This is a genomic window from Nocardia sp. GCM10030253 (genome assembly GCF_042675075.1).
GTDB lineage: Bacteria > Actinomycetota > Actinomycetes > Mycobacteriales > Mycobacteriaceae > Nocardia.
This window is the reverse complement of record NZ_JBHTDL010000008.1, coordinates 42,011-66,703: the sequence shown is the minus strand read 5'-3', so window position 1 is coordinate 66,703 and position 24,693 is coordinate 42,011. Positions and strand designations below refer to the sequence as shown.

General features: G+C 65.7%; 24 protein-coding genes and 1 tRNA gene. 14 read left to right on the top strand and 11 right to left on the bottom strand.

The genetic code is table 11. The features are described 5' to 3' along the window. Positions 1 to 198: 198 nt before the first annotated feature. Both ACFQZZ_RS18850 and ACFQZZ_RS18845 read left to right on the top strand, forming a co-directional pair. A complete protein-coding gene (locus ACFQZZ_RS18850) occupies positions 199 to 684 on the top strand; it encodes a hypothetical protein (protein ID WP_378682095.1) in 486 nt (161 codons plus the stop codon). Positions 685 to 745: 61 nt separating this feature from the next. Continuing rightward, positions 746 to 1,459 (top strand): helix-turn-helix domain-containing protein, encoded by a 714-nt coding sequence (locus ACFQZZ_RS18845; protein WP_378682092.1) that lies wholly within the window; start codon positions 746 to 748, stop codon positions 1,457 to 1,459. On the opposite strand, the gene ACFQZZ_RS18840 is transcribed toward ACFQZZ_RS18845, so the two are convergent. From ACFQZZ_RS18840 to ACFQZZ_RS18830, 3 genes are all read right to left on the bottom strand, one after another. Continuing rightward, positions 1,449 to 1,850 carry a VOC family protein gene (locus ACFQZZ_RS18840; RefSeq protein ID WP_378682089.1) on the bottom strand — a complete coding sequence of 134 codons (402 nt, stop codon included), beginning with the start codon at positions 1,848 to 1,850 and terminating at the stop codon, positions 1,449 to 1,451. The two genes, ACFQZZ_RS18845 and ACFQZZ_RS18840, sit on opposite strands and share 11 nt — an antisense overlap. 125 nt (positions 1,851 to 1,975) lie before the next feature. After that, entirely contained in the window at positions 1,976 to 2,389 is a 414-nt protein-coding gene (locus ACFQZZ_RS18835) for an arsenate reductase ArsC (RefSeq protein ID WP_378682086.1), read from the bottom strand. Between the two features lie 313 nt (positions 2,390 to 2,702). Beyond that, on the bottom strand, positions 2,703 to 3,614 hold the full coding sequence (locus ACFQZZ_RS18830; RefSeq protein WP_378682083.1) for an oxygenase MpaB family protein: 912 nt from the start codon (positions 3,612 to 3,614) through the stop codon (positions 2,703 to 2,705). 177 nt (positions 3,615 to 3,791) lie between these two features. Here ACFQZZ_RS18830 and ACFQZZ_RS18825 point away from each other — a divergent pair, with 177 nt between their 5' ends. After that, positions 3,792 to 4,538 carry an NAD-dependent deacetylase gene (locus ACFQZZ_RS18825; protein ID WP_378682080.1) on the top strand — a complete coding sequence of 249 codons (747 nt, stop codon included), beginning with the start codon at positions 3,792 to 3,794 and terminating at the stop codon, positions 4,536 to 4,538. 14 nt (positions 4,539 to 4,552) lie between these two features. On the opposite strand, the gene ACFQZZ_RS18820 is transcribed toward ACFQZZ_RS18825, so the two are convergent. After that, a complete protein-coding gene (locus ACFQZZ_RS18820) occupies positions 4,553 to 5,851 on the bottom strand; it encodes a D-arabinono-1,4-lactone oxidase (RefSeq protein ID WP_378682077.1) in 1,299 nt (432 codons plus the stop codon). A 57-nt stretch (positions 5,852 to 5,908) separates the two neighbouring features. Beyond that, positions 5,909 to 6,583, bottom strand: a complete 675-nt coding sequence (locus ACFQZZ_RS18815; RefSeq protein WP_378682074.1) for a TetR/AcrR family transcriptional regulator — start codon at positions 6,581 to 6,583, stop codon at positions 5,909 to 5,911. A gap of 116 nt (positions 6,584 to 6,699) precedes the next feature. On the opposite strand from ACFQZZ_RS18815, the gene ACFQZZ_RS18810 reads away from it, so the two are divergent. Continuing rightward, positions 6,700 to 8,199, top strand: a complete 1,500-nt coding sequence (locus tag ACFQZZ_RS18810; RefSeq protein ID WP_378682071.1) for an MFS transporter — start codon at positions 6,700 to 6,702, stop codon at positions 8,197 to 8,199. A gap of 67 nt (positions 8,200 to 8,266) precedes the next feature. Here the strand turns inward: ACFQZZ_RS18810 and ACFQZZ_RS18805 are convergent, their stop codons facing one another. Further along, positions 8,267 to 9,532: a lipase family protein gene (locus tag ACFQZZ_RS18805; protein WP_378682068.1), complete on the bottom strand. Its 1,266-nt coding sequence runs from the start codon at positions 9,530 to 9,532 to the stop codon at positions 8,267 to 8,269. A gap of 222 nt (positions 9,533 to 9,754) precedes the next feature. On the opposite strand from ACFQZZ_RS18805, the gene crcB (ACFQZZ_RS18800) reads away from it, so the two are divergent. The 7 genes from crcB (ACFQZZ_RS18800) to ACFQZZ_RS18770 all read left to right on the top strand — a co-directional run bounded on the left by crcB (ACFQZZ_RS18800) (position 9,755) and on the right by ACFQZZ_RS18770 (position 15,254). Continuing rightward, complete coding sequence (gene crcB, locus ACFQZZ_RS18800; RefSeq protein ID WP_378682065.1) at positions 9,755 to 10,180, top strand: fluoride efflux transporter CrcB; 426 nt, start codon at positions 9,755 to 9,757, stop codon at positions 10,178 to 10,180. A 27-nt stretch (positions 10,181 to 10,207) separates the two neighbouring features. Continuing rightward, complete coding sequence (locus ACFQZZ_RS18795; protein WP_378682062.1) at positions 10,208 to 10,582, top strand: DUF190 domain-containing protein; 375 nt, start codon at positions 10,208 to 10,210, stop codon at positions 10,580 to 10,582. Beyond that, a complete protein-coding gene (gene crcB / locus ACFQZZ_RS18790; RefSeq protein WP_378682059.1) occupies positions 10,579 to 10,941 on the top strand; it encodes a fluoride efflux transporter CrcB in 363 nt (120 codons plus the stop codon). The genes ACFQZZ_RS18795 and crcB (ACFQZZ_RS18790) overlap by 4 nt, the downstream gene beginning before the upstream one ends. Before the next feature lie 47 nt (positions 10,942 to 10,988). Continuing rightward, positions 10,989 to 12,629 (top strand): phosphoglucomutase (alpha-D-glucose-1,6-bisphosphate-dependent), encoded by a 1,641-nt coding sequence (pgm, locus tag ACFQZZ_RS18785; protein ID WP_378682056.1) that lies wholly within the window; start codon positions 10,989 to 10,991, stop codon positions 12,627 to 12,629. Beyond that, complete coding sequence (locus ACFQZZ_RS18780) at positions 12,622 to 13,962, top strand: MFS transporter (protein WP_378682053.1); 1,341 nt, start codon at positions 12,622 to 12,624, stop codon at positions 13,960 to 13,962. Before pgm ends, ACFQZZ_RS18780 begins: the two co-directional genes overlap by 8 nt. Positions 13,963 to 14,067: 105 nt before the next feature. Beyond that, the gene (locus ACFQZZ_RS18775) at positions 14,068 to 14,769 is read left to right on the top strand and encodes a DsbA family protein (RefSeq protein ID WP_378682050.1); all 702 of its coding nucleotides are present in this window, start codon (positions 14,068 to 14,070) and stop codon (positions 14,767 to 14,769) included. Between the two features lie 95 nt (positions 14,770 to 14,864). Continuing rightward, positions 14,865 to 15,254, top strand: a complete 390-nt coding sequence (locus ACFQZZ_RS18770) for an MmcQ/YjbR family DNA-binding protein (RefSeq protein WP_378682047.1) — start codon at positions 14,865 to 14,867, stop codon at positions 15,252 to 15,254. A 71-nt stretch (positions 15,255 to 15,325) separates the two neighbouring features. Here ACFQZZ_RS18770 and ACFQZZ_RS18765 read toward each other — a convergent pair whose 3' ends face one another. Further along, complete coding sequence (locus ACFQZZ_RS18765) at positions 15,326 to 17,260, bottom strand: MFS transporter (RefSeq protein ID WP_378682044.1); 1,935 nt, start codon at positions 17,258 to 17,260, stop codon at positions 15,326 to 15,328. Between the two features lie 242 nt (positions 17,261 to 17,502). Then, on the bottom strand, positions 17,503 to 19,017 hold the full coding sequence (locus ACFQZZ_RS18760; RefSeq protein ID WP_378682041.1) for a DUF222 domain-containing protein: 1,515 nt from the start codon (positions 19,015 to 19,017) through the stop codon (positions 17,503 to 17,505). A gap of 122 nt (positions 19,018 to 19,139) precedes the next feature. On the opposite strand from ACFQZZ_RS18760, the gene ACFQZZ_RS18755 reads away from it, so the two are divergent. Both ACFQZZ_RS18755 and ACFQZZ_RS18750 read left to right on the top strand, forming a co-directional pair. Continuing rightward, positions 19,140 to 19,212 (top strand) — tRNA-Ala (locus ACFQZZ_RS18755). A gap of 328 nt (positions 19,213 to 19,540) precedes the next feature. Continuing rightward, a complete protein-coding gene (locus ACFQZZ_RS18750) occupies positions 19,541 to 20,476 on the top strand; it encodes a YihY/virulence factor BrkB family protein (RefSeq protein WP_378682038.1) in 936 nt (311 codons plus the stop codon). A 158-nt stretch (positions 20,477 to 20,634) separates the two neighbouring features. On the opposite strand, the gene ACFQZZ_RS18745 is transcribed toward ACFQZZ_RS18750, so the two are convergent. After that, positions 20,635 to 20,838 (bottom strand): cold-shock protein, encoded by a 204-nt coding sequence (locus tag ACFQZZ_RS18745; protein ID WP_328404798.1) that lies wholly within the window; start codon positions 20,836 to 20,838, stop codon positions 20,635 to 20,637. A gap of 316 nt (positions 20,839 to 21,154) precedes the next feature. Next, positions 21,155 to 21,574 (bottom strand): Hsp20/alpha crystallin family protein, encoded by a 420-nt coding sequence (locus ACFQZZ_RS18740; RefSeq protein WP_378682035.1) that lies wholly within the window; start codon positions 21,572 to 21,574, stop codon positions 21,155 to 21,157. 867 nt (positions 21,575 to 22,441) lie between these two features. On the opposite strand from ACFQZZ_RS18740, the gene ACFQZZ_RS18735 reads away from it, so the two are divergent. Further along, positions 22,442 to 22,732: a MerR family transcriptional regulator gene (locus ACFQZZ_RS18735; RefSeq protein WP_378683133.1), complete on the top strand. Its 291-nt coding sequence runs from the start codon at positions 22,442 to 22,444 to the stop codon at positions 22,730 to 22,732. 1,460 nt (positions 22,733 to 24,192) lie between these two features. Here ACFQZZ_RS18735 and ACFQZZ_RS18730 read toward each other — a convergent pair. After that, on the bottom strand, positions 24,193 to 24,672 hold the full coding sequence (locus ACFQZZ_RS18730) for a hypothetical protein (protein ID WP_378682032.1): 480 nt from the start codon (positions 24,670 to 24,672) through the stop codon (positions 24,193 to 24,195). Positions 24,673 to 24,693 lie beyond the last annotated feature (21 nt).

Sequence of the window (24,693 nt, the reverse complement as noted above, 5' to 3'; positions counted from 1 at the left end):
GATACACGTCACATTTATTGCTGCGGCGGCCCCGCATTTTCTAGGCACTCTCGAACTCGGTTGTGCCGACGCTATTTGCGGATCAATTGCCGCCTTTCGCGCCATGTAGTCTGCATTCGTCTGAGAAGTTGTCATGCTCTATTCGATCGCTGATCCATACCGACGCCTGGTGAGTCGGGCGCGAAGAGAGGTTGACCTGTGAAACTGATCTGGATGACGGCGCCCGCACTGGTGGCCGTGGCCGTAACGGGGTGCTCCGATGATAAGTCGTCGAGTTCAGCAGCGACCTCGACCGTTGCCTCGGCAGCGAGTTCGGTGGCCGCACCCGACCCGAGCATCATTGCCGAACCTGGGGGCGGTGTGCGGATAACCCTCGGGGAAACCAAGAAAGTACTCATACCCGCCGACGCCGTCATGGATATCAAAGTCCCCGCTGAGTGGGGACCCGCGTCATCGAGCCTGCGCTGCACGGTAACCGACGGCACAGGACGAAACGAAGACCTCCGCTCCTCGGATGTGAAAAAGCAGGAATCCATCGGCGGCAAAGACTGGACGACGATCTGGACGTTTTCTTCTCCACCCGCGACCGAAGTCACCGTGGGGTGCAAGGATCCCGATGCCAAAATTCCCGCCACCGACGTCGACTACATCCGCGTCCTACCCCGCGGGCTCAACCCGCACTGAGGCGACCATTCCACCGGAAGCCAGGACGCCTGCGTCGAGCGGCCGGCGGTAGCCTCGAATCGTGGCGGAGGTAACGGCGGCGCTCGGATATCGCGAGTGGCCGTCGCGGTTGGACGGTGCGGTGGTGTGGACGCGCACCGTAACCGGTCATGATCTCGGGCTACCGGTATTGCCCGACGGATGCATGGACCTGCTGTGGAGCGGCGGCAAGCTGTCGGTAGCCGGTCCGGACACCGGCGCCTACCGACCGACTGTGCCGGTGGGAACCAGCTTTGCGGGGATTCGGTTCTTTCCCGGTTCCGCGCCCGCGCTATTAGGGGTGCCCGCGCACGAATTGCGTGATCGGCGTGTCGAACTCGCGGACCTGTGGCCGTCGGCGACGGTACGGCAGCTGACCGAGCAACTCGACGCGGCCGACGACCGGATTGCCGCGCTCGAGGCGCTGGTGCTGCGGCGGGCGGCCGAAACCGAACCGCCCGATCCGATCCTGCGCCGAATCGCGGTGGCCTTGGATTCGGGGTGGTCGGTGGCGGCGACGGCGGAAGCGGCCGGGCTCGGTGCGCGGCGGCTGCACCGCCGGTCCCTCGCGGCCTTCGGGTATGGACCGAAAACGCTGGCCCGGGTATTGCGGTTGCAGCGTGCCCTTGCGGCGGCGCGCAGCGGAGTGCCGCTCGCGGACACCGCCGCCCGCACCGGTTACGCGGATCAGGCCCACCTGGCTCGCGAGGTGCGCGAGCTGGCGGGAATGCCGTTGCGTGAGTTGCTCACTCGGTAGCGGGCAACGGGGCGTACAGGTCGACGCCGTTGCCGTCGGGATCCGCGAGCGAGGCGTAGCGCTGTCCCCACACGGCATCCCATGGCTTCAGTTCGCCGTGGTAACCGGCGTCGACGAGTTCGGCGAACACCCGATCGACCTCGGCGGGGTCGGCGCACCGGAAGGCGAGTCCGGTCCTGCCCGCGGAGGTGGGTGGCTGCCATTCCGGATGGAATGACTTGATCACGGCCTCGGTGTCGAATGCGATGCGTACTCCGCCCGCGGCCGCGGCCTCGACATGCGGCTGGTTCTCGGAGCCCTCCGGGAAGGCCAGTCCGAGGCGTCGGTAGAAGTTCAGCGAAGCGGCCATATCGGTGACCACGATGCCGATGAAGTCGAGTTGTGGAGTCATAGTCGCAGCCTAAGACGCCTCGGGATGGTCGGTCTTGAACAAATCGGACACCGCGGCAGTGACCGCAAGCAGTCGCTAGCGGTGTTGTTTCGAGCGACCTGCAAGCAGTCGCTAGCGGTGAGCGCTCAGCTTGCGGTGGCCGGAATGAGTTCGGCGATCAGGTTCTCCACGAGAATGCGGATCCGGTCGCGGATCGAGCGCACGATGGCGATGTCCTCGCCCGACGGGTCGGGCAGCACCCAGTCTCGGTAGCTGATGCCAGGGAAGAACGGACACGCGTCGCCGCAGCCCATGGTGATTACGACGTCGGACATGGCGACCGCATCGATGGTCAGGATCTTCGGCGCCTGATCGGAGATGTCGATGTCCGCCTCGGCCATCACGGTGACTACGGCCGGGTTCAGGGAATCGGCCGGTGCGCTGCCCGCGGAGCGGACCTCGATGCGGTCACCGGCGAGCGCGCTGAGAAATCCGGCGGCCATCTGCGATCTGCCCGCATTGTGGACGCAGACGAACAGCACGCTGGGCTTGTGAGCCATGTGCGGGAATACCTTTCAACTGGGTGAATCGAGCGATGCTGGACGCGAAGTCGGGCAATGCGGGCGGGTTCGAGCCGGTCGGGGCGCCCGAACGGCGCCGTAGTGTGAGTGATACGTATACCAGGGCGCGCGGAGGCCGGATGCACGCTCACCGGGTTACGGCGCACACCGCGCCGCCGAATTCGATCATCAACACGTCCGAGAGTTGTTGCAGCGCTTCAGGTATGTCTCGATAGTAGACACACGAAACGGCCCGCGGGGCGCCGGGCGGGCTACCCACGGGCCGTGGCTGTGGCTCACAGACGGCGGTGACTCACATAGGGCGCAGGTCGATGATCTTTCGCAGCCGTGCGCGGTCGCGTTCCAGGCGTCGGGCTTCGTAGGCAATCGGGAAGTAGCGCAGGCGTTCCGGGAGCAGCGGTACCGTGCGGCCGATGAGCCGGCCCAGTGCGCGCAGCTTGCGTTCGTCGGCTGTGGTCCAGGTCAGGCCCAGCTTGCGGCGTGCCGGCTCGGGAGTGGTGCCGACGGTGAAGAAGTACTGGAGTTGTCCGATCGGCGCGACCGCGCGCCGCCAGATCGGGCGCAGCGCGCGGGGCAGCTGCTCGGGTGGCGCGACGGATCGGATCACTCGCAGATAGTCGTGCGCGGTGTCGGTGTTCTGTAGGTGGTTTTCCACCATGTCGTCGAAGAACGTCTCGAATGCGGCGTAATTCTCCGGAATCTCCTTGGGCGCCACCGAGAAGTTGCGCATCAGCTGCACCACTTCCTGGTAGTACGCCTCCTTGTCGGCTGCGGTGAGCGGGCGGCGGGCGAAGTACTTCGAGCCCTCGGTGAAGGCGAAGGTTCCGGTGTGCAGCACCCAGGCCCACGGCCCGGACGAGAGTGCCTTGTGCCGGACCCCGGCGGCATCGGTGGTGTTGAGCGACGCGTGCATTGCGCGCAGGCGATCGGCTTCGGCGAGTGCTTCTTCGCCACCGTAGATCCACATCATCACCGAGCCGAGGCTGCGCACGGCGCGGCCCATCGGGTCGGTGCGGAAGGTCGAGTGCTCGTCGACGACCGCGGAGATGGTCGGTTCCATGGTTTGTAGCAGGAAGGCGGATCCCGCGGTGAGGGAGAAGGTGATCAGCCCGGTTTCGTCCCACATTCGCGTGCCCGGCTCGATCGGGCGGCGGATGGGCAGCGGGTGCGGGCCGCTGGTCTCGAGTGCGACGGACGCCGTCATTGCGATCTCCTTTGATCGACCTGCTCAATAGCTTGAGAGATTTAGAGTAGCAATCTCTCACCGTCTTGGCATCCTCGCGGTGCCGATCGCGTCGATGCTCCGCTCAGGACAAACGCGCCGACGGTAAGCGCGCCGCCCGAGTGCACCGGCCGAGGATCTCCCCCTACGCTTTTCGATATGACGACCGAGTGGCGTAGGCGATCCGGCCGGATCGGGGTCCTCACGGGTGCGGGCATCTCCACCGATTCCGGAATCCCGGACTTTCGCGGGCCGCGTGGCGTGTGGACGAAAGACCCCATCGCCGAACTGTTGTCGACCTTCGATACCTATCTGGCCGATCCGGAGCTGCGTCAGCGATCGTGGCTCGCCCGCCGCGACAACCCGGCGTGGCAGGCCAGGCCGAACGCTGCACACACCGCCCTCGCCGACCTGGAGCGGGCCGGGCGCAGCGTCACGATCATCACCCAGAACATCGACCGGCTGCATCAGCGCGCCGGTTCTTCGCCGAATCGGGTCATCGAGATCCACGGCAATATGTTCGAGGTCGTGTGCGTCGAGTGTGACTTCGAGACCACCATGGCAGCGACCCTGGACCGCGTCGCGGCGGGCGAGGCGGATCCCCCTTGTCCCGAATGCGGCGGCGTGCTGAAAGCGGCCACCATTATGTTCGGCCAGCTGCTTGACTCGGACACGATGACGAAGGCCGCACTGGCAGCCGAAGCCAGCGATATCTTCCTCGCGGTCGGCACCTCGCTACAGGTGGAGCCCGCAGCTTCGATGTGCGCGATCGCCGTCGACAGCGGTGCCGCCCTAGTCATCGTCAACGCCGAGCCGACGCCCTATGACGACTTGGCCACCGAGATCATTCGCGACCCGATCGGCACGGCACTGCCTCGCTTGGTCTCCGAGATCCTCGCCGATTGACGGCGCCGGCGAGGTCAGTCGACCGGTCCCAGGACCCGGTTCAGATAGGCGTTGCTGAAGCGGCCCTTGGGGTCGAAGCGGCGGCGCACCTCGGCGAAGCGATCCCAATCGGGGTAACGCTGCCGGAGGGTCTCAGCGGTCTGGAAGTGGCGCTTGCCCCAGTGCGGGCGGCCCTCGTAGCGATCGAAGACCGCTTCGCAGGCGCGGAAATACGGCTCGAAGTCCATGCCGCGGTACTGGTGCACGGCGATGTAGCAGGTGTCGCGACCGCCTGCGGGGGAGAGGAACGCGTCGTCGGGGGCGACCCAGCGCACCTCGATCGGCATCGGCGTAGCGAATTTTGTGGATAGTTCCTTGATTTCGCGGATCGCCGCGATCGAGTGCTCGCGCGGGATCGCGTATTCCATCTCGGTGAAGCGAATCAGCCTGGGGGAGGCGAACACTCGGTACGAGCGGTCGACCTGGCGGCGGTAGCTGCCCGCGTAGGCGGCGCCACGGTGAATCCACGGCACCAGGCCCGGCTGCCATTTGCCGAGGCGGCACAGCGCGTCGAAGGTGTAGTTGGACATGAGGATGTCGGCGAACCAGTCGACGGCCTTGCCGCGCGGCTGTTCTGGCAGGTCGACCGGGTTGTTGCGCTTGGTCATGGCCAGCGGGCTGTGCGCGAACATGTAGAACTCGAAGTGCTCGTTGCCCTCGATGTAGGAATCCAGGTCGGCGAGGATGTCTTCCACCGGGACCGGCCGCTCGATGCCCTCGAGCACGAATGACGGAACCAGCTGCACCGTGGCGGCGGTCACGACGCCGAGTGCGCCGACGCTGACCCGCGCGGCGCGCCAGCCCTCCGGATCGGTCTCGGCGTTCAGTTCGACCAGGCTGCCGTCGGCGAGCATCAGCTCGATGGAATGCAGTGCGGCCGAAAGGTTCTGTAGCGCGGCGCCGGTGCCGTGGGTGGCGGTGGCGGTGGCGCCCGCGACGGTCTGCACGTCGATATCGCCCAGGTTGGGGAAGGCCAGCCCGTGCGGGTGCAGTGCGTTGCTCGCGGCGTTGAGGGTGATGCCCGCTTCGACCCGGACCCGGCCGGTGGTCCGATCCACGTCCAGGACGCGGTTCATATTCGCGAGGTTCAGCAGCACGCCGTCGGTGAGGACGGTGTCGGAGAAGGAGTGGCCTGCGCCCGCGACGCGTACAGTCTGCCCGTCCGTCGCGGCGCGACCGAGGATCTCGGCCAGCTCGTCGGTGCTGCGCGGGGCGGCGATGGTCGCCGGCGCGCACTGCTGATCGCCGGCCCAGTTCACCCACGAGTTGGTCATATGTCCAACTGTAGGGGATGGCGTGTGACGCGCGCTACTTGTGTCCGGTTTTTGCGATTACCGCTTGCGGCCTGCGCAGACGTGAGACTTGGCCAGCTCGACCTCTTCGTCGGTCAGCGCGGGCACGGTGAGTGGCTGTCTCGGCATGGCGTCGGCGCGTACCCCGTTGAGTGCGATCGCCATATACCGCTGCCAGACATCGGGATTCACCGGCCTGGAGAATTCGGCGATCGCGTCGACCATATGGATCAGGGCGAAAAAGTCCGAGGCCTCCACGTCGGGAGCCAGGGTGCCCGCGTCGCGAGCCCGATCGATGACGGCCGCGACCGTCGGCTTGAGTCGATCGCGCACGGCGGCGAAACGCTCCATGTCGTTCTCGAGCTCGAGCATCACTTCGCTGAAGCCGCGGTTGGTGGCCAGATGCGTGCACGCGTACTCGAAGAACTGAACAAGACCCCGCCAGGGATCGGGATGCGCGCAGGCGGCATCCGCGGCGTCGCCGAACTCCGCCATGTTCTGCTCGAAAACCTCGGCGATCAGCTCCTTCTTGTTGGCGAAGCGCCGGTAGACGGTGCCGACGCCGACACCGGCGCGCTCGGCGACGTCATCGAGGGTGATCTCGAGTCCATGGTCGGCGAAGAGTTCGCGCGCCGCGGCGACGATCCGCTGCTGATTGCGCGCGGCGTCGGCCCGTAAGCGCCGAGGTGGAGAAAGGGCCGTGGCGTGATTCACACCCACATCCTATCAAGTATCGGGATTAAGCGGAGGCGTTACCTCCGTTACCATGGTAGCTTCTTCGTAAGCGGAGATGGATTCTCCGCATCAAGACCTGAGACAAAGGGGACAGCATGACTACGGCGATCGACCGTGGGGCACCCGCCCCCGAGAAAACGGATAACGGCAGGCGCGGCTCGCACGCGCTGCGTTGGTGGGTGCTCGCCGTCCTCGGCGTCGCACAGCTCATGGTCGTGCTCGACGCGACTGTCGTGAATATCGCGCTGCCCGCCGCGCAACAGGATCTCGGCTTCAGTGACGGTGACCGCCAGTGGGTCGTTACCGGCTATGCGTTGGCCTTCGGCAGCTTGCTGCTGCTCGGTGGACGACTCAGCGACCTTTTCGGTCGCCGCAATACCTTCATCGTCGGCCTGATCGGCTTCGCGGGCGCCTCTGCGGTCGGTGGCGCAGCCACCAGCTTCGAGATGCTCGTTGCGGCGCGCGTCGGGCAGGGCGTGTTCGGTGCACTGCTGGCTCCGGCCGCGCTGTCGCTGCTCACCGTCACCTTCACCGAACCGAAGGAGCGGGCAAAGGCTTTCGGCATCTTCGGTGCGGTCGCCGGTACCGGTGGTGCGATCGGACTGCTGCTCGGCGGCATGCTTACCGAGTGGGCCTCGTGGCGCTGGGTGATGTTCGTGAACCTGGCTTTCGCCGCGGTCGCGTTGGTCGGTGCAGTGCTGCTGCTGGCCAAGCACGTGGTCGCCGAGCGGCCGAAGCTCGACATCCCGGGCACCATCGTGGTTACCGCGGCGCTGTTCGGCATCGTCTACGGCTTCTCGCACGCCGAGTCGACCAGCTGGACCAACCCGGTCACGCTCGGCTTCCTCTTCGGTGGCGCCGCGCTGCTCGCGGTGTTCGTGTGGCTGGAGACCCGGGTCGCGCACCCGCTGCTGCCGCTGCGAATCCTGCTGGACCGCACCCGCGGTGGCTCGTACCTGACCGTGTTCGTCATGGGCATCGGTATGTTCGCGATCTTCCTGTTCCTCACTTACTACATGCAGCTGAGCTTGGGATACTCGCCGATCATGACCGGCGTCGCGTTCCTGCCGATGGTGGCGGGCATGATCGCCTCCTCGACCACCGCGCCCTCGCTGCTGCTGCCGAGGGTCGGTCCGAAGGTTGTTGTGGCGGGCGGGTTCCTGGTCGCCGCGGCGGGCATGGCCTGGCTGACACAGATCGGTCTGGACACCGGATATGCCACGCACATTCTGCCGGCGCTTGTCCTGATGGGCCTCGGTCTCGGTGGCGCGATGGCGACCGCGTTCCAGGGCGCGACCGCCGGTGTGCACCACGAGGATGCCGGTGTCGCCTCGGCGATGATCAACACCAGCCAGCAGGTCGGCGGCTCGATCGGCACGGCGCTGCTGAGCACCATCGCCGCGTCGGCCGCGACCGACTACCTGGCCACCCGGAATCCGGATCCGCTGAACGTGGCCCAGGCCGCGATCGAGAGCTACACGACCAGCTTCTGGTGGGCCACCGCGATTTTCGTGGTCGGTGCCGCGATCACCGCGGTGCTGATGCCGAACACGGTGCCCGCTCCTGCTGAGGGAGAGCTGGTCCTCGCGCACTGAGTGTTCCGCCCGAAAAGCACAGCGCCCGCGTCACTTCGACGCGGGCGCTGTGCTTGTGGTGAATCTCTCAGCAGTTGCTCGGTGCGGGGATGCCCGCGAAGCGGTCGGCGAGGTAGCCGTACGCCCGGGCCGCGCCCGGGGCGATCGCGGAGCCGTGGTCGGCTCCGTGGATCAGTTCGAACAGCACCGGAGTGCCGGAGTGGCAATACCTTCCCGCAACCTCCTGTGCCAGCTGCGGCGACACTTCGTCGGCAGCGCCGTGCCACTGGTAGAGCGGGGCGCGCGGGACGCCCGCGAAGGTCTCCAGGCTGTTTTCGTGCACGATCCGCACCGTGATGGGGTCGGCGTCCAACGAGCTGGTGAAGACGTCGTCGACGCTCTTGTTCGCGCCCGCGCTGATGATCTCGCTGGTGCAGGCGTTGGCGATCTGCGAGCGCAGCGCGAACCCGGCGGGGTTGAGGTACCGCTCCATCGCCAGCTCGGACGGGTACTCGCGCTCGAGGCCGACCGCGGCGGCGAACCCAAGGCCGAACAGCGGGCTCGGCTGGTCGCCGATATCGCGGGCGAGCTTGCCGATATTCACCGGGACGCCACCCACGGCTACCCCGACGATCGGTAGCTCCGGCGCGTACTCGGGTGCGAGCGACGCGGCGAACCCGGTGGCCATGCCGCCGCCGGAGTATCCGGCAAGACCGACCGGGCTACCCGCGAGACCGGCAGGCCCGAAACGCTTGACCGCGCGGATCCCGTCCAGGGTCAGTCGGCCGCCGAGGCGTGCCGCGCCGTAGGCGCTCGTCGGTCCGAGATGGTCGGGGACGGCGACCGCCCACCCGCGCGCCAGCAGCAGATTCAGCGCGGGGCCCTCCTGCATGGTGCCGTTGAAAAGGCTGTGTGACGGTGCGCATTCCATGCCGAGCGAGTTGACGAACGGCTGATAGGACACCAGCGGCCGGTCGCCGCCCCCGCCCACGGGCAGCAGCAATGTGGTGACCGCCGCGATCGGCGCGTTCGCCGAATTGGTCGAACGGAACACCAGCTGCCATGCCGTCGCGCCGGGGTATCCGGCGGCGGGCATCGGCCTGCCGCGGATCACGTCACCGGGTTGGAAGTCGGCCAGATTCGGTGGCGCGGAATAGAAGCCGTCGCCCTCGGGGATCGGGAAGATGGCCGCCGACGCGACGGGTGGCGCGTAGGCAAGGCTCGCCGCCGCGACGGAGAGCGCGGCGATGCCGAGCCGCCGCAGCGATCGTCGCCCGCACGAGGTGATCGGATTCTGTCTGCCGAACAGTTGCTGTCGCCCGGGTCGACGCGGTTTCGCCGTCTCCCGAGCCATCGTGGGTACTGCTCGTCGTGCCGCCATCATCGCTCCCGACCTGAGTCTGTAGGGGATAGGTGGAACCTCGGCGAAACCTTCCCGGCATTCGTACGTCGTACACACGCGCATGTCAACGAACGGCGCTGTTCGTAATTCGTGCCGCCGTCCCGGACGAAAAGACCGCACGGTACAGCCGATAGCATCGCACCGGTGACATTCGGCTCGGCAGGAGGTCAGCGCATGGGTCAGCGAACCGACGCCCCGGCCGTCGAGCCGATGGTGCTGCTGGTGATCTCCGTCGGCGGCGCTATCGGCGGCCTGCTGCGCTACGGCATCGGCGTGTGGTGGCCACCGCGACCGGGGCACGTCCCCTGGGCGACGTTCACGATCAATGTCATGGGATGCTTTGCGATCGGCATTCTGATGATTCTGATCACCGAAGTATGGGTAGCCCACAGACTGCTCCGCCCGTTTCTCGGCGTCGGCCTGCTCGGCGGCTTCACCACTTTTTCCACCTATAGCCTCGAGGTTCGTAGACTGCTCCAATCGGGTGCAACGGTCGAGGCGCTCGGCTATTTGGGGGGAACGGTGGTGGCGGCGCTGGTCGCGGTCGTGCTCGGTATGGGCACGGCGCGCTGGGCGACCCGAACGGCTCGACGGACATGACGACGGCAGACGGAAGGGGGTCAGACGATGAATGATTCACCGGCGGGCGCGCGTCCGACGGCGGGACAGTGGAAGCAGGCCGCACGGCTGACGGTGCTGCTCGACGAGGACGATAAATGGAAACACGGCCCCCTTTACCACGAGATCGTGCAGCGGGCCCGCGATGCCGGACTGGCAGGCGCGAGTGTGTGGCGCGGAGTCGAGGGCTACGGCGCCTCCTCGCGCATCCACACCAGCCGGATACTCGATCTGGCCGAACACCTACCCGTGCAGGTGATGGTCATCGATGAGGCCCAGCGACTGCGGTCGTTCGTCGAGCAGAATTCCGAGCTGCTCGCCGCGGTGAACGTCACCTTGTCCGAGGTCACGATCTGGCAGCCGACCGTGGGAGTGCGCCGGTGAACGTCGCCTTCGTCGTCCTCGGCGCCATGCTCGGCGCACCCGCTCGATATCTGATAGACCGCACTGTCGCAGCACGTTTCGGATCTCTGCTGCCGCTGGGCACATTGACCGTTAACATTGTCGGTTCGGCGTTGCTCGGTGGTCTGGTCGGCGCGGGTGCGAACAGCTGGCTGCTCACCGCTGCCGGTACCGGTTTCTGCGGTGCGCTCACCACGTTCAGCACCTTCGGCTACGAGACCATCAGGTTGGTTGCCGACGGCGCCTACGTCTATGCCGTTGGCAACGTCGTGATCAGCGTCGTGGCCTGTTTGGCCGCGGTTTTCGCCGCGGCGTCCGCGACACAGTGGTTGTGGACATGATTCTGATGACGAGCCGGGCGCAGCCGATCCGGAAGGGAGACCCGAGCATGGCCCATGATCGAGCCGGGCGACCCGCGCGACCCACCGACCTGGAGGACATCGCGCATCTGGTGACGGCCTACTACAGCCGCATCCCGGATCCGCAGGACCCCGCGCAGCAGGTGGTCTTCGGCACCTCCGGGCATCGTGGTTCCAGTTTGGACACCGCGTTCAACGAGGCGCACATCCTGGCCATCACCCAGGCGATCATCGAATACCGTGCCACCCGCGGCATTACCGGCCCGGTGTACCTGGCCAGAGATACACACGCGTTGTCGGAGCCCGCGTGGACCACCGCGCTCGAGGTGCTCGCGGCCAACGACGTGACCGCGATCATCGACGCACGCGACCGGTACACCCCGACCCCAGCGCTCAGTCACGCGGTGCTGCGCCACAATCGCGGCGGCACCCGCCATCAGGCCGACGGCATCGTGGTCACCCCCTCGCACAATCCGCCGCGCGACGGCGGCTTCAAATACAACCCGCCGCACGGCGGTCCGGCCGACACCGTCGCCACCGATGCCATCGCCGCTCGTGCCAACGAACTGCTGCGCAGCGGACTCGCCGGTATCCGGCGCACCACGCTGCAGCACGCGCTGGAGACCAGCGTCGAACGCTACGACTACCTCGACCACTACATCGCGGATCTGCCGAACGTGTTGAACCTGGACGCCATTCGCGGCGCGGGGATCCGGCTCGGCGCCGACCCGATGGGTGGGGCGAGCGTCGACTACTGGGAGGAAATCGGCCAGCGGTACGATCTCGAGCTCGAGGTCGTCAACCCGTTCGTCGACCCGACCTGGCGGTTCATGACCCTCGACAGCGACGGAAAGATCCGAATGGATCCGTCGTCGCGCTACGCCATGGCCTCGCTGATCGCGATCAAGGACGACTACGACCTCTCCACCGGCAACGACGCCGACGCCGACCGGCACGGCATCGTCACGCCGGACGGTGGGCTGATGAACCCGAACCATTTCCTCGCCGTCGCCATCGAATACCTTGTCGCGAACCGAATGGGCTGGGACGCGCTGACCAAGATCGGTAAGACGGCGGTGAGCTCGTCGATGATCGATCGGGTGGTCGGCGTGCTCGGCAGGGATGTGCACGAGGTGCCGGTCGGCTTCAAATGGTTCGTGCCCGGATTGTTCAGCGGCAGCCTGGCTTTCGGTGGTGAGGAGAGCGCGGGCGCGTCGTTCCTGCGGATGGACGGCACGGTCTGGACCACCGACAAGGACGGCCTGCTGCTTGCGCTGCTCGCCGCGGAGATCGCGGCGGTCACCGGCCAGAGCCCGTCGGCACGCTACGTCGAACTCGAAAAGCGCTACGGCAGCCCCGCCTACGCGCGGATCGACGCCACCGCCACCGGGGAACAGAAAGAGCTGCTCGCGAAGTTGACGCCGGACATGATCACCACACAGGAGATCGCGGGCGAGCCGGTCACCGCGGTACTCACCCGGGCAAGGGGCAACGGCGCACCGCTCGGCGGGCTGAAGGTCACGACCGAGAACGCGTGGTTCGCCGCGCGCCCGTCCGGTACCGAGGACAAGTACAAGATCTACGCGGAATCGTTCCACGGCGCCGACCACCTGGCACAGGTGCAGGCCGCCGCGGAGGAGATGGTGGGGCAGGCGCTGTCGGGTGAGTAGTAGATCGAAGGCCCTGCCCACCGAGATCTGGGTGTTGGTCGGGGCCGCGTTCGTCATTGCCATCGGATTCGGCTTGGTCGCACCCGTGCTGCCGCAGTACGCCCGCAGTTTCGGCGTCGGTGTCGCGGCGGCCTCGGCGATGATCAGCGCATTCGCCTTGATGCGGCTGCTGTTCGCCCCGGTGAGCGGTCGATTGGTGCAACGGCTTGGGGAGCGCGCGGTCTATCTGAGCGGGCTGCTGATCGTCGCGGTGTCGACGGGTGCGAGTGCGCTGGCCCAGAGTTATTGGCAGCTGGTGGTTTTACGCTCGGTCGGCGGCATCGGGTCGACCATGTTCACCGTTTCCTCGCTGGCGCTGGTGATTCGGCTGTCGCCGCCCGCGCAGCGCGGACGGGTGTCCGGACTGTGGTCGACGAGCTTCCTGATCGGCTCCGTCAGCGGGCCGCTGGTCGGTGGCGCGCTGGCCGGGCTCGGGCTGCGGGCGCCGTTCGTGATCTACATGGCCGCGCTGCTCGCTGTCACCGCGGCCGTCCACCTGAGTTTGCGGAATTCGCACCTGGCCGCGCCGGAAATGAGCGGTGCCGTGCGGGTGATGACCTTCCGGCAGGGTTGGGAGCGCCCGGAGTATCGGGCGGTGCTCTGGTCGAACTTCGCCAACGGCGCCGCGGTTTTCGGCGTGCGGATGGCGTTGGTGCCGCTGCTCGTGGTCGAGGTGCTGGATCAGCCCGCGGGGATGGCAGGTGTCGCGCTGACGGTGTTCGCGGCAGGCAATGTCGCGGTGCTGTTCGTCTCGGGCCGGTTGTCGGACCGTTGGGGGCGCAAGCCGTTTCTCATCGCCGGATCGCTGGTGTGTGCGGTCGGCACGGTCGGGCTCGGTTTCGCGCCGAACCTGTTGTGGCTGATGGTGACTTCGGTGGTGGCCGGACTCGGTTCGGGCATGCTGAGTCCGACACAGCAGGCCGCGCTTGCCGATGTGATCGGGCCGAAGGCGCGCGGTGGGCCGGTGCTCGCGGGCTTCCAAATGTCCGCTGACCTCGGCACCGTCATCGGTCCCGTCGCGATCGGTGCGCTCGCGCAACACGTCTCCTACGGGGTCGCGCTCACCGTCACCGGTGCGCTGCTCGCCATCGCCGCGGTGGTGTGGGTGGTGGCGCCGGAGCCGTTGCAGACGCGGACCCGTGCCGCCGAACCGGATCGGTCCGACCACGTCAGCGGCGTGCCCTGCGACGACGCCGAATACCAGCTGGCGCATCGCGCCGCGGAGTCGTGCGGGGACGGCGATGAGCAATTGTTCGATGACGCGGACGGGCGCACCAAGGTCGAGTCCGGGTAGCAGGACACGCGGTTGTTCGCCGCGCACCCGGCGAGGGTCGCCGCGGACGGTTGCGGCAGAGTGTTCGGGGTGAGCGAATCGCGTTCGAACTACACTCCGCGACCGATGTCCAGCAAGACCACGTACGCCCTCGGCGGCGTGGCGCTCGCGCTCATCGTGGTGATTGTGATCCTGGCGCTGCGGTGGGGTCGCGACGAACCCGCCGTGCGCAACGACGGATACGGTCCGGTGCACAGCTCGGCGGTGGTCGCGGCGCTGCAGCCCGACGGCGTGATCCTGGTCGGTCGCCCGGACGCGCGGAAGACGATCGATGTGTATGCCGATCCACTGTGCCCGGGATGCGGGTCGATGGAGCGCGTCTACGGTCAGGAAATCGCGCAGCAGCAGGACGAAGGCACACTCGCGCTGCGTTATCACCTGGTCAATTTTCTCGAATCCAAGTCGAGTAGCAAGAACTACTCGACGCGCGCGATCGCCGCGAACGAGTGTGTCGCCGAGGCCGGTTCGGGTCCGGTGTACTCGAAGTTCCACGCGTTGTTGTTCACCACCAAGCAGCCGAAGGAGGGCGGCGCGGACCTGAACAACGAGGAGCTCGCCGCGGTGGCACGGGAGGCGGGCGCATCCGATCAGGTGGCGCAGTGCATCGCCACCGGCGCGAAGGTCGATGCCGCGCGGGCCAACGCCCAGGTCGCACTCGGCACGCTCAATGAACTCCTCGATGGGCGCGCGTCCACCCCCTCGGTGTTCGACGGCAAGACCAAGCTGGACGTCAATAGCGAGGAGTGGGTCGCCGACGTCGCACGCTGAACGCCCGAATCAGCTGGACCGCCCAGCCACCGACAACAATTGCCCGCGTCGACTTTGTCGAACAAACTATTGGGAGACACGCTAGCGTTGTAGAGGTGGCAACCCTGAACGATGCCGCTGACATTGCTCTTCAGCTCCCCGAAGTCATCGAAGGCCTGCGATATGACAACCGGACGTGGTCGGTCGCGGGCAAGGCTTTCGCGTGGGAACGACCGTTCAGCAAGGCTGATATCAAGCGATTCGGCGATACCGAGCGGCCCGAGGGGCCGATCCTCGCGGTGCGGCTGGCCGATCTCAACGACAAGGAAGCCGTCCTCGCCGAGGATCGCCCTGGCGTGTTCACCATCCCGCACTTCGATGGTTACGCCGCGGTCCTCGTCGAATTGAACCTCACCACCGCCGAGCGGCTGCGCGAACTCCTGCTCGACGGCTGGCTGGCTTGCGCCCCAGCTCGGTTGGCCGACAGCTACCTCGAGGGCCGCTGACGATCTGATCGTCGAAGCGCCCGGTCCGGGCGACGCGACCGCGCCGCCCGATCCGGTTCCGCTGGCGACTGCTATTTCGTTGACAGCGTGGCGAGTTCGCGCTCGACCAGTTTGTCGTGCTCCTCGGCTTCCGCCGCGGCCTTCTTCGGGTTCCAGTGTCCGGCCATCAGGAAGACGAACGGCAGGAAGGCGATCTGCGCGATCAAGCAGATCCACCACCAGCGCTTCCACTGCGAGGGTGAATCGGCTTGCGCTTGCTGCACTTCCTCGGCGTGCTCGGCCAGGTAGGCCTGGTCCTCGGCGGGAATGGTGCCGACCGCTTGCAGTTTCGCCGTCGCCTGTTCCAGTTGCGGCCCCACCTTCGCGGCCACCGTGAGATCCGCGGGCGGAATCTGCTGGACGGCGGTGAGGCGGGCGATCGCCTGGTCCGGCGGAATCCCGAACTTCTTGGCTACCTGACCGACCGCCGCGAGTCCGGCGTTCGCATCGGCCGGGTTGGCCGCGAGCGCCGCCAACGTGGCTGCGTCGATAGCTTGCAGCGTCGCAACCTCCTGCGGGTACTTCATGCTGAGGCCGAAGGCTGCCTGAATTTCGGCCGGTGTGGCGCCGGTCAGCTTCGTCAGTGCCGCGAGCTGTGCGGCCTGATCGTTGGGGTTGGCTTTGAGCGCCGCAAGGGTTTCCGGTCCGACCTGCTGGATGGTCGCCAGCTGCGGGCCGAACCGGTGCTGGATTTCCTGGAGCTTGGGGCCGTAATTGACCAGCGGACCCGCCGCGTTCACCACTATGAGCAAGCCGAACAGGACGACGGTGACGACGCCGCGCAGGGTGCCGCCCCACACCGCGAGCCCGACGGCGGTCGCTGCCGGACTCCGGTCCTCGACCGTTTCGGTGAAGCTCGCCATCCAGGTGGAGTAGGCGATGCCCGTGCCGACCGCGATGACCACGAAAACCGTAGCGAACGCGTAGTAGCCGGTGTCGGGCTTGTCGGTGTAGCCGATGAACACGTACATGCCGACGATGCTGATCAGCGCGCCGACGATCATGAACGGCTTGCGCACCTTGAGTTTGTCCGACGCGATACCGGCGAGCACGAGAGCGATCGCGTTGGCGGTCCAATACCAGTTGCCGAGTGCGTTGGACTTGGCCGGACTGAAGCCGAAATTCGTGGCCATGTAGACCGGTAGGAACGACACGATTGTGTAGAAGAAGGCCAGGAAAAGGCTGATTCCGAGGGCTGACCCAATGATATTGAGGCGCAACATCTGCCGCCACTGACCCTGCTCCAGCTTGCTGACATCGATGCCGCGGGCTCGTGCCTCGATCAGCGCGCGGTCGCGCAGCGACACCATGATCTGGTCGCGCAGTTGTGGACTCAGCTCACGTAGTCCGATGACCGCGACTACGGCGATGACGAGACTGATCACGCCGCACAGCCGGTAGTGGAACTGCCAGTCCGGATGTGCGTCGAGGGTCCGTGTGGAGATCTGGGTGGTGACAAGGGCGCCGATAACGGGTCCGAGGGTCCAGAAACCCATCGCGGACGCACGGTCCAGCTGCGGCGAGAAGTCGCGGATCAGTGCCGGTGTCGCCACCAGGACAGCGCCCTCGACGATGCTCACCAGGATGTAGACGACGAGGTACGCCTCCTTCGTGGTTGTCGCGGGTACCGCGAAGAGCGTCAGCAATGAGCAGATCACCACGCCGTACGCGACGATATTCGCCCGCCCCCACCGATCGAGCACACCCGCCAGCACCGAAGCGACCGCGCCGAACGCGGCGCCGATAATGAAGATCCACACGAAATACGCGAAAGATAGATCGAAGTAGGCGATGAGCTCATTGCCCACCGCGCCGGTGACGAACAATTGGTAGTACAGCGCGATCGAGGTGATGACCACCACGGCCAGGTACCAGGAGCGGGCGGGCGTATCGGGATAGTGCGGTAGCTTGCGCTGCCATAACCCGGTGATCAGGGTCGGCGGGGCCGCAGTCGTGGTCGAACTCATGGTCGAGATGCCTTTCTGGCCACGGCATTTCGCAGAAGACTGAACCATCCGCAGTTCAGGACGAGTAGCCGGGTGGAAACAATGTAGCGACCGTCCGTGATTTGCATCACTGTTCTGGAAACAACTGCTTGTTTGTTCCTAGTCGCTGGGCATCAGGTGATCCGGGGGTCGAGGAGGATCTGCTGCCAAGGCATGCAGAGTGAATCGTGCAGGGACGAAGCTCTGGCGCGACGAACGATGGATTAAGGCGCGTGGTTTCGGGTGGGTGCCGGTTTGTCGTCGGGGATTTCGTCTTCGGGTGGAATGCGGCGGAGTTGCCCGTGGATGACGACGTAGCCGTTCAAGGGATATGCCATGTCTTCGGCAGTGCGGCGGTCGGGGAGTGCTGTGGGCGCGTCGATCGGTGGCGCTTCGGGCGGCTCGGATCTGTGGACGCCGGTGTACGGGACGGTGGGTGCGCCGGTGTCGGTGCGTGGGAAGAGGTATCGGGCTCCCTCTCGGACGGTGGTGTGTATGTCGCCGGTGGGTGCGGTCCACTGCAAACGTTCCAGGTCCGCGCGCCAGACTTTCCAGGGGAGTTTGTCGTTGTCGGCCAATGTCTTCAGGCGATGATGACGACCGCAGAGCACGGCGAGGTTGGTGCGCGCGGTCGGTCCGCCGCGGGCTGGTCGCTCGTGGTCGAAGGGGTGGTTGTGGTCCAGTTCGGACTCGGCGGCAGGCATTGCGCAGCCGGGGAAGCGGCACATTCCGTCCAGTGCCCGGACTTCTCGTTCCAGCCGTGATGCGGGCTGCCACTGTGCGGCTTCTTCGGCGGTCGCCGGGTCGTCGGCGTCCGACTGCTCCGGAATCACTTGGAATCGGGCATGTTCGGCCAGCAGTCGGGCCAGCGCCGCATCGATGGGCCCGTAGCCGGCCAGGAAGGCGGGTGCGTCCTGAAATCCGAGCAGGCTGTCGGCGGGGATTCCGATCTGGATCAGCGGGCGGCGCGGCTGCTCGATCGGCACGCCATACTTCGGGCACCGTCCACCGCGCCCGCACTGGCACCTCAATTGTCCCGACCCATCGGCCAGCGCCACCAGTGCGTCGGCCCGACGCTGCGGCATGGTCCGCGGATCCGACGCGCACACCTGCATGCTCATTTCCCGCAGCCGCATCGCCACTGTCTGTGCCCCCGGCGCGGGCAGTAGCCCATCGAAGACAGCCATGCTGTCCTGAACAGCGCGCAGCCGGACGTCACGTTCCTCCTGCCGCCGTTCCCGCCGCTGCCGCGTGCCACCAGGATCGAGCCGAGCCGCCCAGCGCCGAGCCGCCTGCCGCAGCCGCACCGGATTGGTCCGCCCCGCCACCTCCAGCAGCCGCGGCTCCAAATCCTCCAGCACCTCCCGCGCCACCGCGCGTGTGTTGTCGACGATCACCCGCACCTTCGCCAGATCGATCCGCCCCGCCGCGAACGCCGCCCGCGTGCGCGGCAGCGAATCCTCCAGCGCCAGACCGATATCGATCAGCGCCCCGGTGGTCGCCTCGTCGACCTGCAGCGCCACCGCCGCCTCCGTCGCCGCGAACTCCCCACCCCGCGCCCCGCCCGGCCCCGGATCCGCACTATCCGCGCGATACCTCCGATACAACTCCCGCACGGCGAACACCTCCGCCGCCTGCGCGGCCGCCGCCGCCCCATGTGCCGTCCGAAGGGCGTCGATAAGCCCCTCGTCACTAATGGCTCTGAAGTCCACCGCCGAGAGGTCATCGCTATCGAACATATGTTCGATTCTACGGACTCCTCCACCCCCTCCGCCAGCCCCGAATCAAGGCGATTTGGTTGCTGACGCGCCCGTGGTGTAACTTCGTTCAGGCAGTCGGGGAAACCCGAAAGCAATAACCAGGGGCTATGGCGCAGCTGGTAGCGCACCACACTGGCAGTGTGGGGGTCAGGGGTTCGAGTCCCCTTAGCTCCACGTATTAATACAGGTCAGGACCGGTATCGCACTGGTCCTGACCTGTTTCATTTGCGCCGACCCCACGTTTACCCCACGGTTTCGCCCCAATGTTTTCATCATGCTGGGGGACGTGTGGGAGGGTGGCTGTTCCTGACCTGGACGCCGTGGCTTGCGCCCGGACTCAGGGTTGCGCTCGAGGTGCACCAGCGCTGCCCGCGACCAGTCTCGGGCGTGGCTTGTCGACAAAGTGCGATCAATCGAGGCCCGGAGGCTCACGACCTGTAGCCGGCCATGTGTTTTGGGTGACGGCGCCTGGGTATCCGCGTGCTGGCCGGGAGGTGCGTGGATGACTGTTGAGCGGGTGTCGGGCCCGACGGACCTGCGGTGGAGGTCCTGGCGTGATGCGCTGTGGCGCACGATTGGCGCGGTCTGGTCGGACAAGCTCACGGATTGGGCTGCGGCGCTGACCTATTACAGCGTGCTGTCGCTCTTTCCGGGTCTGTTGGTGCTCACTGCGGTTCTCGGCATGCTGGAGCCCAGCTCGACGGATACGCTGATCGACACCGTTGAGCAGCTCGGACCGGGCAGCGGTATCGCCCTTCTCGTCGACGCGATCGAGAATCTGCAGAATGCACGTTCGCTGTCGGGGCCCGTGGCGGTGGCCGGGCTTGCCGTCGCGGTGTGGACCGCCTCCGCCTACGTCGGCGCGTTCATTCGCGCCGCGAACTCGATCTACGAGATCGATGAAGGCCGTTCGATGTGGAAGACGTTGCCACTGCGGCTTGGATTGACCGTCGCGCTGCTGGTCGTCGTCGCGGCGTGCACGGTCGGGGTGGTCGCCACCGGAGCGGTGGCTCGCGAGATCGGTGGGTGGTTCGGTGTCGGCTCGGCGGGTGTCCGGATCTGGGATGTAATCAAGTGGCCTGTGTTGGCTGTGCTGGTGAGTTTGGTGTGCGCGCTGCTCTACTGGGCCGCGCCGAATGTTCGGCACCCCGGGTTCCGTTGGCTGACACCGGGAAGTGTGCTTACGGTAATTGTCTGGACCACTGCCTCAGCCGGATTCGCGGTCTATGTCGCGAATTTCGGTTCGTTCAACAAGGTTTACGGCTCATTGGCCGCTGCGGTGGTCTTCCTGGTGTGGTTGTGGATCACGAATCTCGCGGTGCTGATGGGTGCGGCGTTCGATGCCGAACTAGCGCGTGGGCGCGGCATCGAGCAAGGACGGTCACCTGATGCGACACCGTTCCTACCGGCGCGTGACGAACCCGGCACTGCCGCTTGATGAGCGGTCGTTCACGGCGTGTTCGCGTTCCGCTTTTGCGGGCGCGCTGTTCTTTCGGGATCGGGCCGGCTTGTTGAATGCCTGGCGGAGCCCGGCGCTACACGAATGAGAAAGGCTCCGCACCTCGATGGTGCGGAGCCTTTACAGGTCACGCTGGATCAGATAGCGCGGACATCCTGGGCCTGCGGACCCTTCTGGCCCTGGCCTACCTCGAACTCCACGCGCTGGCCCTCTTCGAGCGACTTGAAACCCGCCCCGCCGATAGCCGAGTAATGCACGAAGACGTCAGGGCCGCCTCCGTCTTGAGCGATAAAGCCGAAGCCTTTTTCACCGTTGAACCACTTCACACTGCCTTGAGCCATGTTATTAACAACTTCTTCTCTGTAGGTGAGCCGTGCAGATCACTTCGATACGCCCGGTCTCAACAGCCAACTATGCCATGAACCGCAGAATCCGCACGTCCGGGGCTCGTGGACCGAGCACTCGACACGGTCGACCGGAGTAATGAGGGCAGCGAACGCTCGTCGCGTTGTTCCGGTATCCCACGCGATCGGGTCGGTCTCAGCGAGCGGTTGTTCGGCCGGTTGAGGTGCTGTGCAGGGACGTGCACGACGCGAGCCCGGCCGAGATGGCCGGGCTCGCGGAGTACCTGTTCGTTTTCCGGCGTACTCGTTCGCGTCAGGCGTTGATGACCTGCCGTCGGTTGCTGCGTTCGATGTCGATCTTGCGTGGCTTGGCTTTCTCCGCGATCTGGATGCGAAGTCGCAGCACACCATCGTTGTAGTCGGCGCTGATGGCCTCGGTGTCGAGGGACTCGCCGAGGAATAACTGCCGACTGAACACGCCCCGTGCTCGTTCCGCGGCGATCAATTCCCGGCCCGCGTTCAACTCCGGACGCTGTGCTCGCACGGTGAGTACGTTGCGTTCGACATCCAGATCCAGCGAATCCGGATCGACGCCGGGTAGATCCAGCTCGACCACGAATTCCTCGCCTTCGCGCCACGCATCCATCGGCATCGTCGCCGGACGTGCCGCAGTGCCGAATACCTGCTGTGTGAACCGGTCCAGATCCCGGAACGGATCGGTACGCATCAACATGGTCGCCACCTCCAACTGTCCTTTCATCTCGAATCGACTGGCAAGATAATCTGTGCCAGTGGGTGCATATTTCTTATAGCACCGGGGGTGACTGTGTGCAACCAGCGAGCGTCGACAGGATTCGTCCCTGGCGTAACCCTGTGGGATGGTGCGCTGCTTCGGGCGCGCCGTCCCAGCAGGGAAATGCCTGTACGCCGGGTTTATTCGTGCACCAACGTGCGTTGACCGAGGCCGGGGAGCGCTGTTGGGCGTGGTCTTGCCTCGCAATGGTTGCCGCTCGTGACAGTCGAGCGGTTGCGGCCGTCAATGGTGGAGTGGGCTACGGATCGGCGAAGAAGAAATCTGTAGTGGTGAGTGTAGACAACCGATGCGGACTGTTGTACTGTCGCTCTTGTTCAGAGAGTAGGAAGTCCGGTGGCCGTGGCAGAGATGAACTGCCCGGAAGATGTTAGGTTCGGCCGTCCCCTCCGGCTGGGGTGAAGTGAAGTAGTTGATGTTTGGTTGTACCGCCGGAGGGGACGAAGAACACCGCAAGTAAGCGCAGGAAGCGTCTCGACGAGTTTCCGGGCGGGACCGCGTCGCTGGTTGACGCGGGGTGCGCATCCAACGAACCGGGAGGTGGTCTACGAGCAAACACATACGCACTACGCGTCCCTGTGCACATGTCCGGACGCGGTGTGCGACACCGGCCTTGCCGGCCGATAGTCGGAATTGAAACAACAGATAGATCGACCCCAGGCCCTGGCGCTGTACGCGCCGGGGCCTGGAGGCATGAAATCCTCAAGAGGTGTAGTGGAAGATCCGCAAGCGAACCCTGACAGCACGCCCGCCGACCGGCTCGATGACGATGACTACCCCGCCTACAGCATGGGCCGGGCCGCGGAAATCGTCGGAGTCACTCAAGCCTTCCTGCGCGGTCTCGACGCCGCTGAACTGCTGACCCCGCAACGCTCCGAGGGCGGCCACCGCCGCTACTCTCGCTACCAATTGCGTATCGCGGCTCGGGTCCGGCAACTCGTCGACGAAGGCAACCCACTCGAGGCCGCGTGCCGCATCGTCATCCTCGAAGATCAGCTCGCCGAAGCCCAGCGCATCAACAGCGAACTACAGCAAACCCTCCGAGATGGCCGGGGCAAGGATCGGCGCCCGCCGGAGTGACGGACCAACGGCGGCCGATCCGCTGTCGAAACAGGCGGAACCGATTCGCGCTGCCGACTGGAAGGTCACGCGTGGGTGGGCAGCACTCGGTGATCTGACCCCGTGTCCGGGATTTGATCTCGTCGCGGAGTGGCCACACTTATTCGACGCCCGCTACTCGCGGTTACCCCACGCTTTCGCCGGTATACACAGCCGCCAAGGCCACCCGCCCAAGGCGCGGACCTCCGAGTCGGAGGATCTATCACGTCTATTCAGGGTGCATTTTTGATCCGCCTGAGCGGGGCCCCGGCCGCCATCACGGGACATGATCCTGACGCTCGCTGCCGGGGATGCGACCGGCGACCGAGGGTGGCAACGCCACAGACCGTAGGCAAGACGACTGGACGGAAATCGGCACTACCGAGCGTTCGAGGTAACTCGCGGTGCAGGTTGCGTATCGTTTGGTGGCGGTTCGCGGGTGTGGGTGCAGACTTGAGCCGGCCCCACGGTTACCCCACTCTGTCGTCATCGATGTGACGTCGACGTCGGGTGCCTACCGGGGGAGGACTGCTCGCGGAGCCGAAGGGAGATCGTCGGCCGTATTGCCTTTTTCCCTGCTCAGTCGTCTGCTCGGGTGTCACGGACCGTCTTGGACGCAGTGGGCCGGGAGGCTGGGTTGCCGCCGGTCGACTTGACGTTCTGACGAGCGGGTCATAGAGGGTTGAGTATCCGTTGTGGGGGTGCGTTCGGGGTAGCCCGGTGGGGAGGTCGTGCAGTTCGGACTCGACGGGAGTTCCTCGCTGTGCGCTGTATTTCCGTTGTGGCCGAACGTAATTCGGCGGCTTCATAGTCGGAGGGTGCGGCCACTTTCGTTGCCGTCGCGGGGGCGATCGTTGGTGTCGGTGCCGAACATCGAGGTCTCGCCGGACCGATTAGTCTCATGAACCTCTTTGTGGGGGTCAGGGGTTCGAGTCCCCTTAGCTCCACAGAAATAGCAGGTCAGGCCCAGTCATTGACTGGGCCTGACCTGTTTTTCCGGTCCTGTCCCCCCGTAAACCCCCCGTTTTGGTTGTGTGTTTGATGGATGCGGCGTGCGGACCGCCGTGGTTCCGATCCGCCGCGATGGGCGATGCGGCCCGCAGTCGACAGTGAAGCCTGTCCGGGGGATCTTTTTTCGCCGTCCAGTGATTGTTTTCGGTCGCGGGATGGAATTCTTGGGCGGGTCAAGTTCGCCGCACAGGCTTGCGGCGTCGCCCGCTGGTGACCATAGGTTACGCACCCCGGCAGGTCGAACGCGCGAACAGTGTTGATAGCCCGGACGACGCCGACTACTCCCATGCTCCTGGCGGGCGTGCCGAGCTGCTGCCTAACATGGCCTTCCCCAACGGTGGGCCATGTCCAGATCTCACTTATCTCAGCAGCAGTCCCGGCGTTGGTCCATTGGCACGGGTGGTTGTGGCCTGGCAGCGCGATGGTCCAGTTCATACTGGTCTGCGGGGGTCTGTAAATCTGTCGAACAGCGCCGTGAAGAACTCGGTGAGTAACGGTTTCGCGGTTTCGGGGTCGGTCAGCTCGGCGCCACCGAAGCGGAAAACCTCGTAGCCGCGCATCCGCAGGTTCCTGTCGATTCGGGTGTTGCGTGCATAGACCTGCGGTGAGGCGTTGCCATCTTGGTCGGTGTAGTGGGTTTTACCGTCGACTTCGAGAACGACACGGTGCCCGCCAGGGTGCAGGAGCAGGAAGTCCATTCGTTGGTTGAGCAGCGCTTGCGCGCCGCGTTGGCGCACGGTCTGGTGGTCCCAGTGCAGCCATACTTCGGGTAGCAGCGCTGGGAGGTCCCATACACGCTGCCCGTGAATCTCGTGGTAGAGCCGGTACAGCAGGCGCTGTGGTGGTGAGGATTCGGGCAAGTATTGGCCGAGTCGCTGGTAGAGCTGGTTCTTTGCAGTGTCGCTGTCCATGGTTGGGTGTCGGTCGCACCA

Coding starts and splice junctions, on each gene's coding strand:
- ACFQZZ_RS18840 (WP_378682089.1), bottom strand. CDS start 1,850: ATGACTCCACAACTCGACTTCATCGGCATCGTGGTCACCGATATGGCC.
- ACFQZZ_RS18835 (WP_378682086.1), bottom strand. CDS start 2,389: ATGGCTCACAAGCCCAGCGTGCTGTTCGTCTGCGTCCACAATGCGGGC.
- ACFQZZ_RS18830 (WP_378682083.1), bottom strand. CDS start 3,614: ATGACGGCGTCCGTCGCACTCGAGACCAGCGGCCCGCACCCGCTGCCC.
- ACFQZZ_RS18825 (WP_378682080.1), top strand. CDS start 3,792: ATGACGACCGAGTGGCGTAGGCGATCCGGCCGGATCGGGGTCCTCACG.
- ACFQZZ_RS18820 (WP_378682077.1), bottom strand. CDS start 5,851: ATGACCAACTCGTGGGTGAACTGGGCCGGCGATCAGCAGTGCGCGCCG.
- ACFQZZ_RS18810 (WP_378682071.1), top strand. CDS start 6,700: ATGACTACGGCGATCGACCGTGGGGCACCCGCCCCCGAGAAAACGGAT.
- ACFQZZ_RS18805 (WP_378682068.1), bottom strand. CDS start 9,532: ATGGCTCGGGAGACGGCGAAACCGCGTCGACCCGGGCGACAGCAACTG.
- crcB (WP_378682065.1), top strand. CDS start 9,755: ATGGGTCAGCGAACCGACGCCCCGGCCGTCGAGCCGATGGTGCTGCTG.
- ACFQZZ_RS18795 (WP_378682062.1), top strand. CDS start 10,208: ATGAATGATTCACCGGCGGGCGCGCGTCCGACGGCGGGACAGTGGAAG.
- pgm (WP_378682056.1), top strand. CDS start 10,989: ATGGCCCATGATCGAGCCGGGCGACCCGCGCGACCCACCGACCTGGAG.
- ACFQZZ_RS18775 (WP_378682050.1), top strand. CDS start 14,068: ATGTCCAGCAAGACCACGTACGCCCTCGGCGGCGTGGCGCTCGCGCTC.
- ACFQZZ_RS18765 (WP_378682044.1), bottom strand. CDS start 17,260: ATGAGTTCGACCACGACTGCGGCCCCGCCGACCCTGATCACCGGGTTA.
- ACFQZZ_RS18760 (WP_378682041.1), bottom strand. CDS start 19,017: ATGTTCGATAGCGATGACCTCTCGGCGGTGGACTTCAGAGCCATTAGT.
- ACFQZZ_RS18750 (WP_378682038.1), top strand. CDS start 19,541: ATGACTGTTGAGCGGGTGTCGGGCCCGACGGACCTGCGGTGGAGGTCC.
- ACFQZZ_RS18745 (WP_328404798.1), bottom strand. CDS start 20,838: ATGGCTCAAGGCAGTGTGAAGTGGTTCAACGGTGAAAAAGGCTTCGGC.
- ACFQZZ_RS18740 (WP_378682035.1), bottom strand. CDS start 21,574: ATGTTGATGCGTACCGATCCGTTCCGGGATCTGGACCGGTTCACACAG.
- ACFQZZ_RS18735 (WP_378683133.1), top strand. CDS start 22,442: ATGGGCCGGGCCGCGGAAATCGTCGGAGTCACTCAAGCCTTCCTGCGC.
- ACFQZZ_RS18730 (WP_378682032.1), bottom strand. CDS start 24,672: ATGGACAGCGACACTGCAAAGAACCAGCTCTACCAGCGACTCGGCCAA.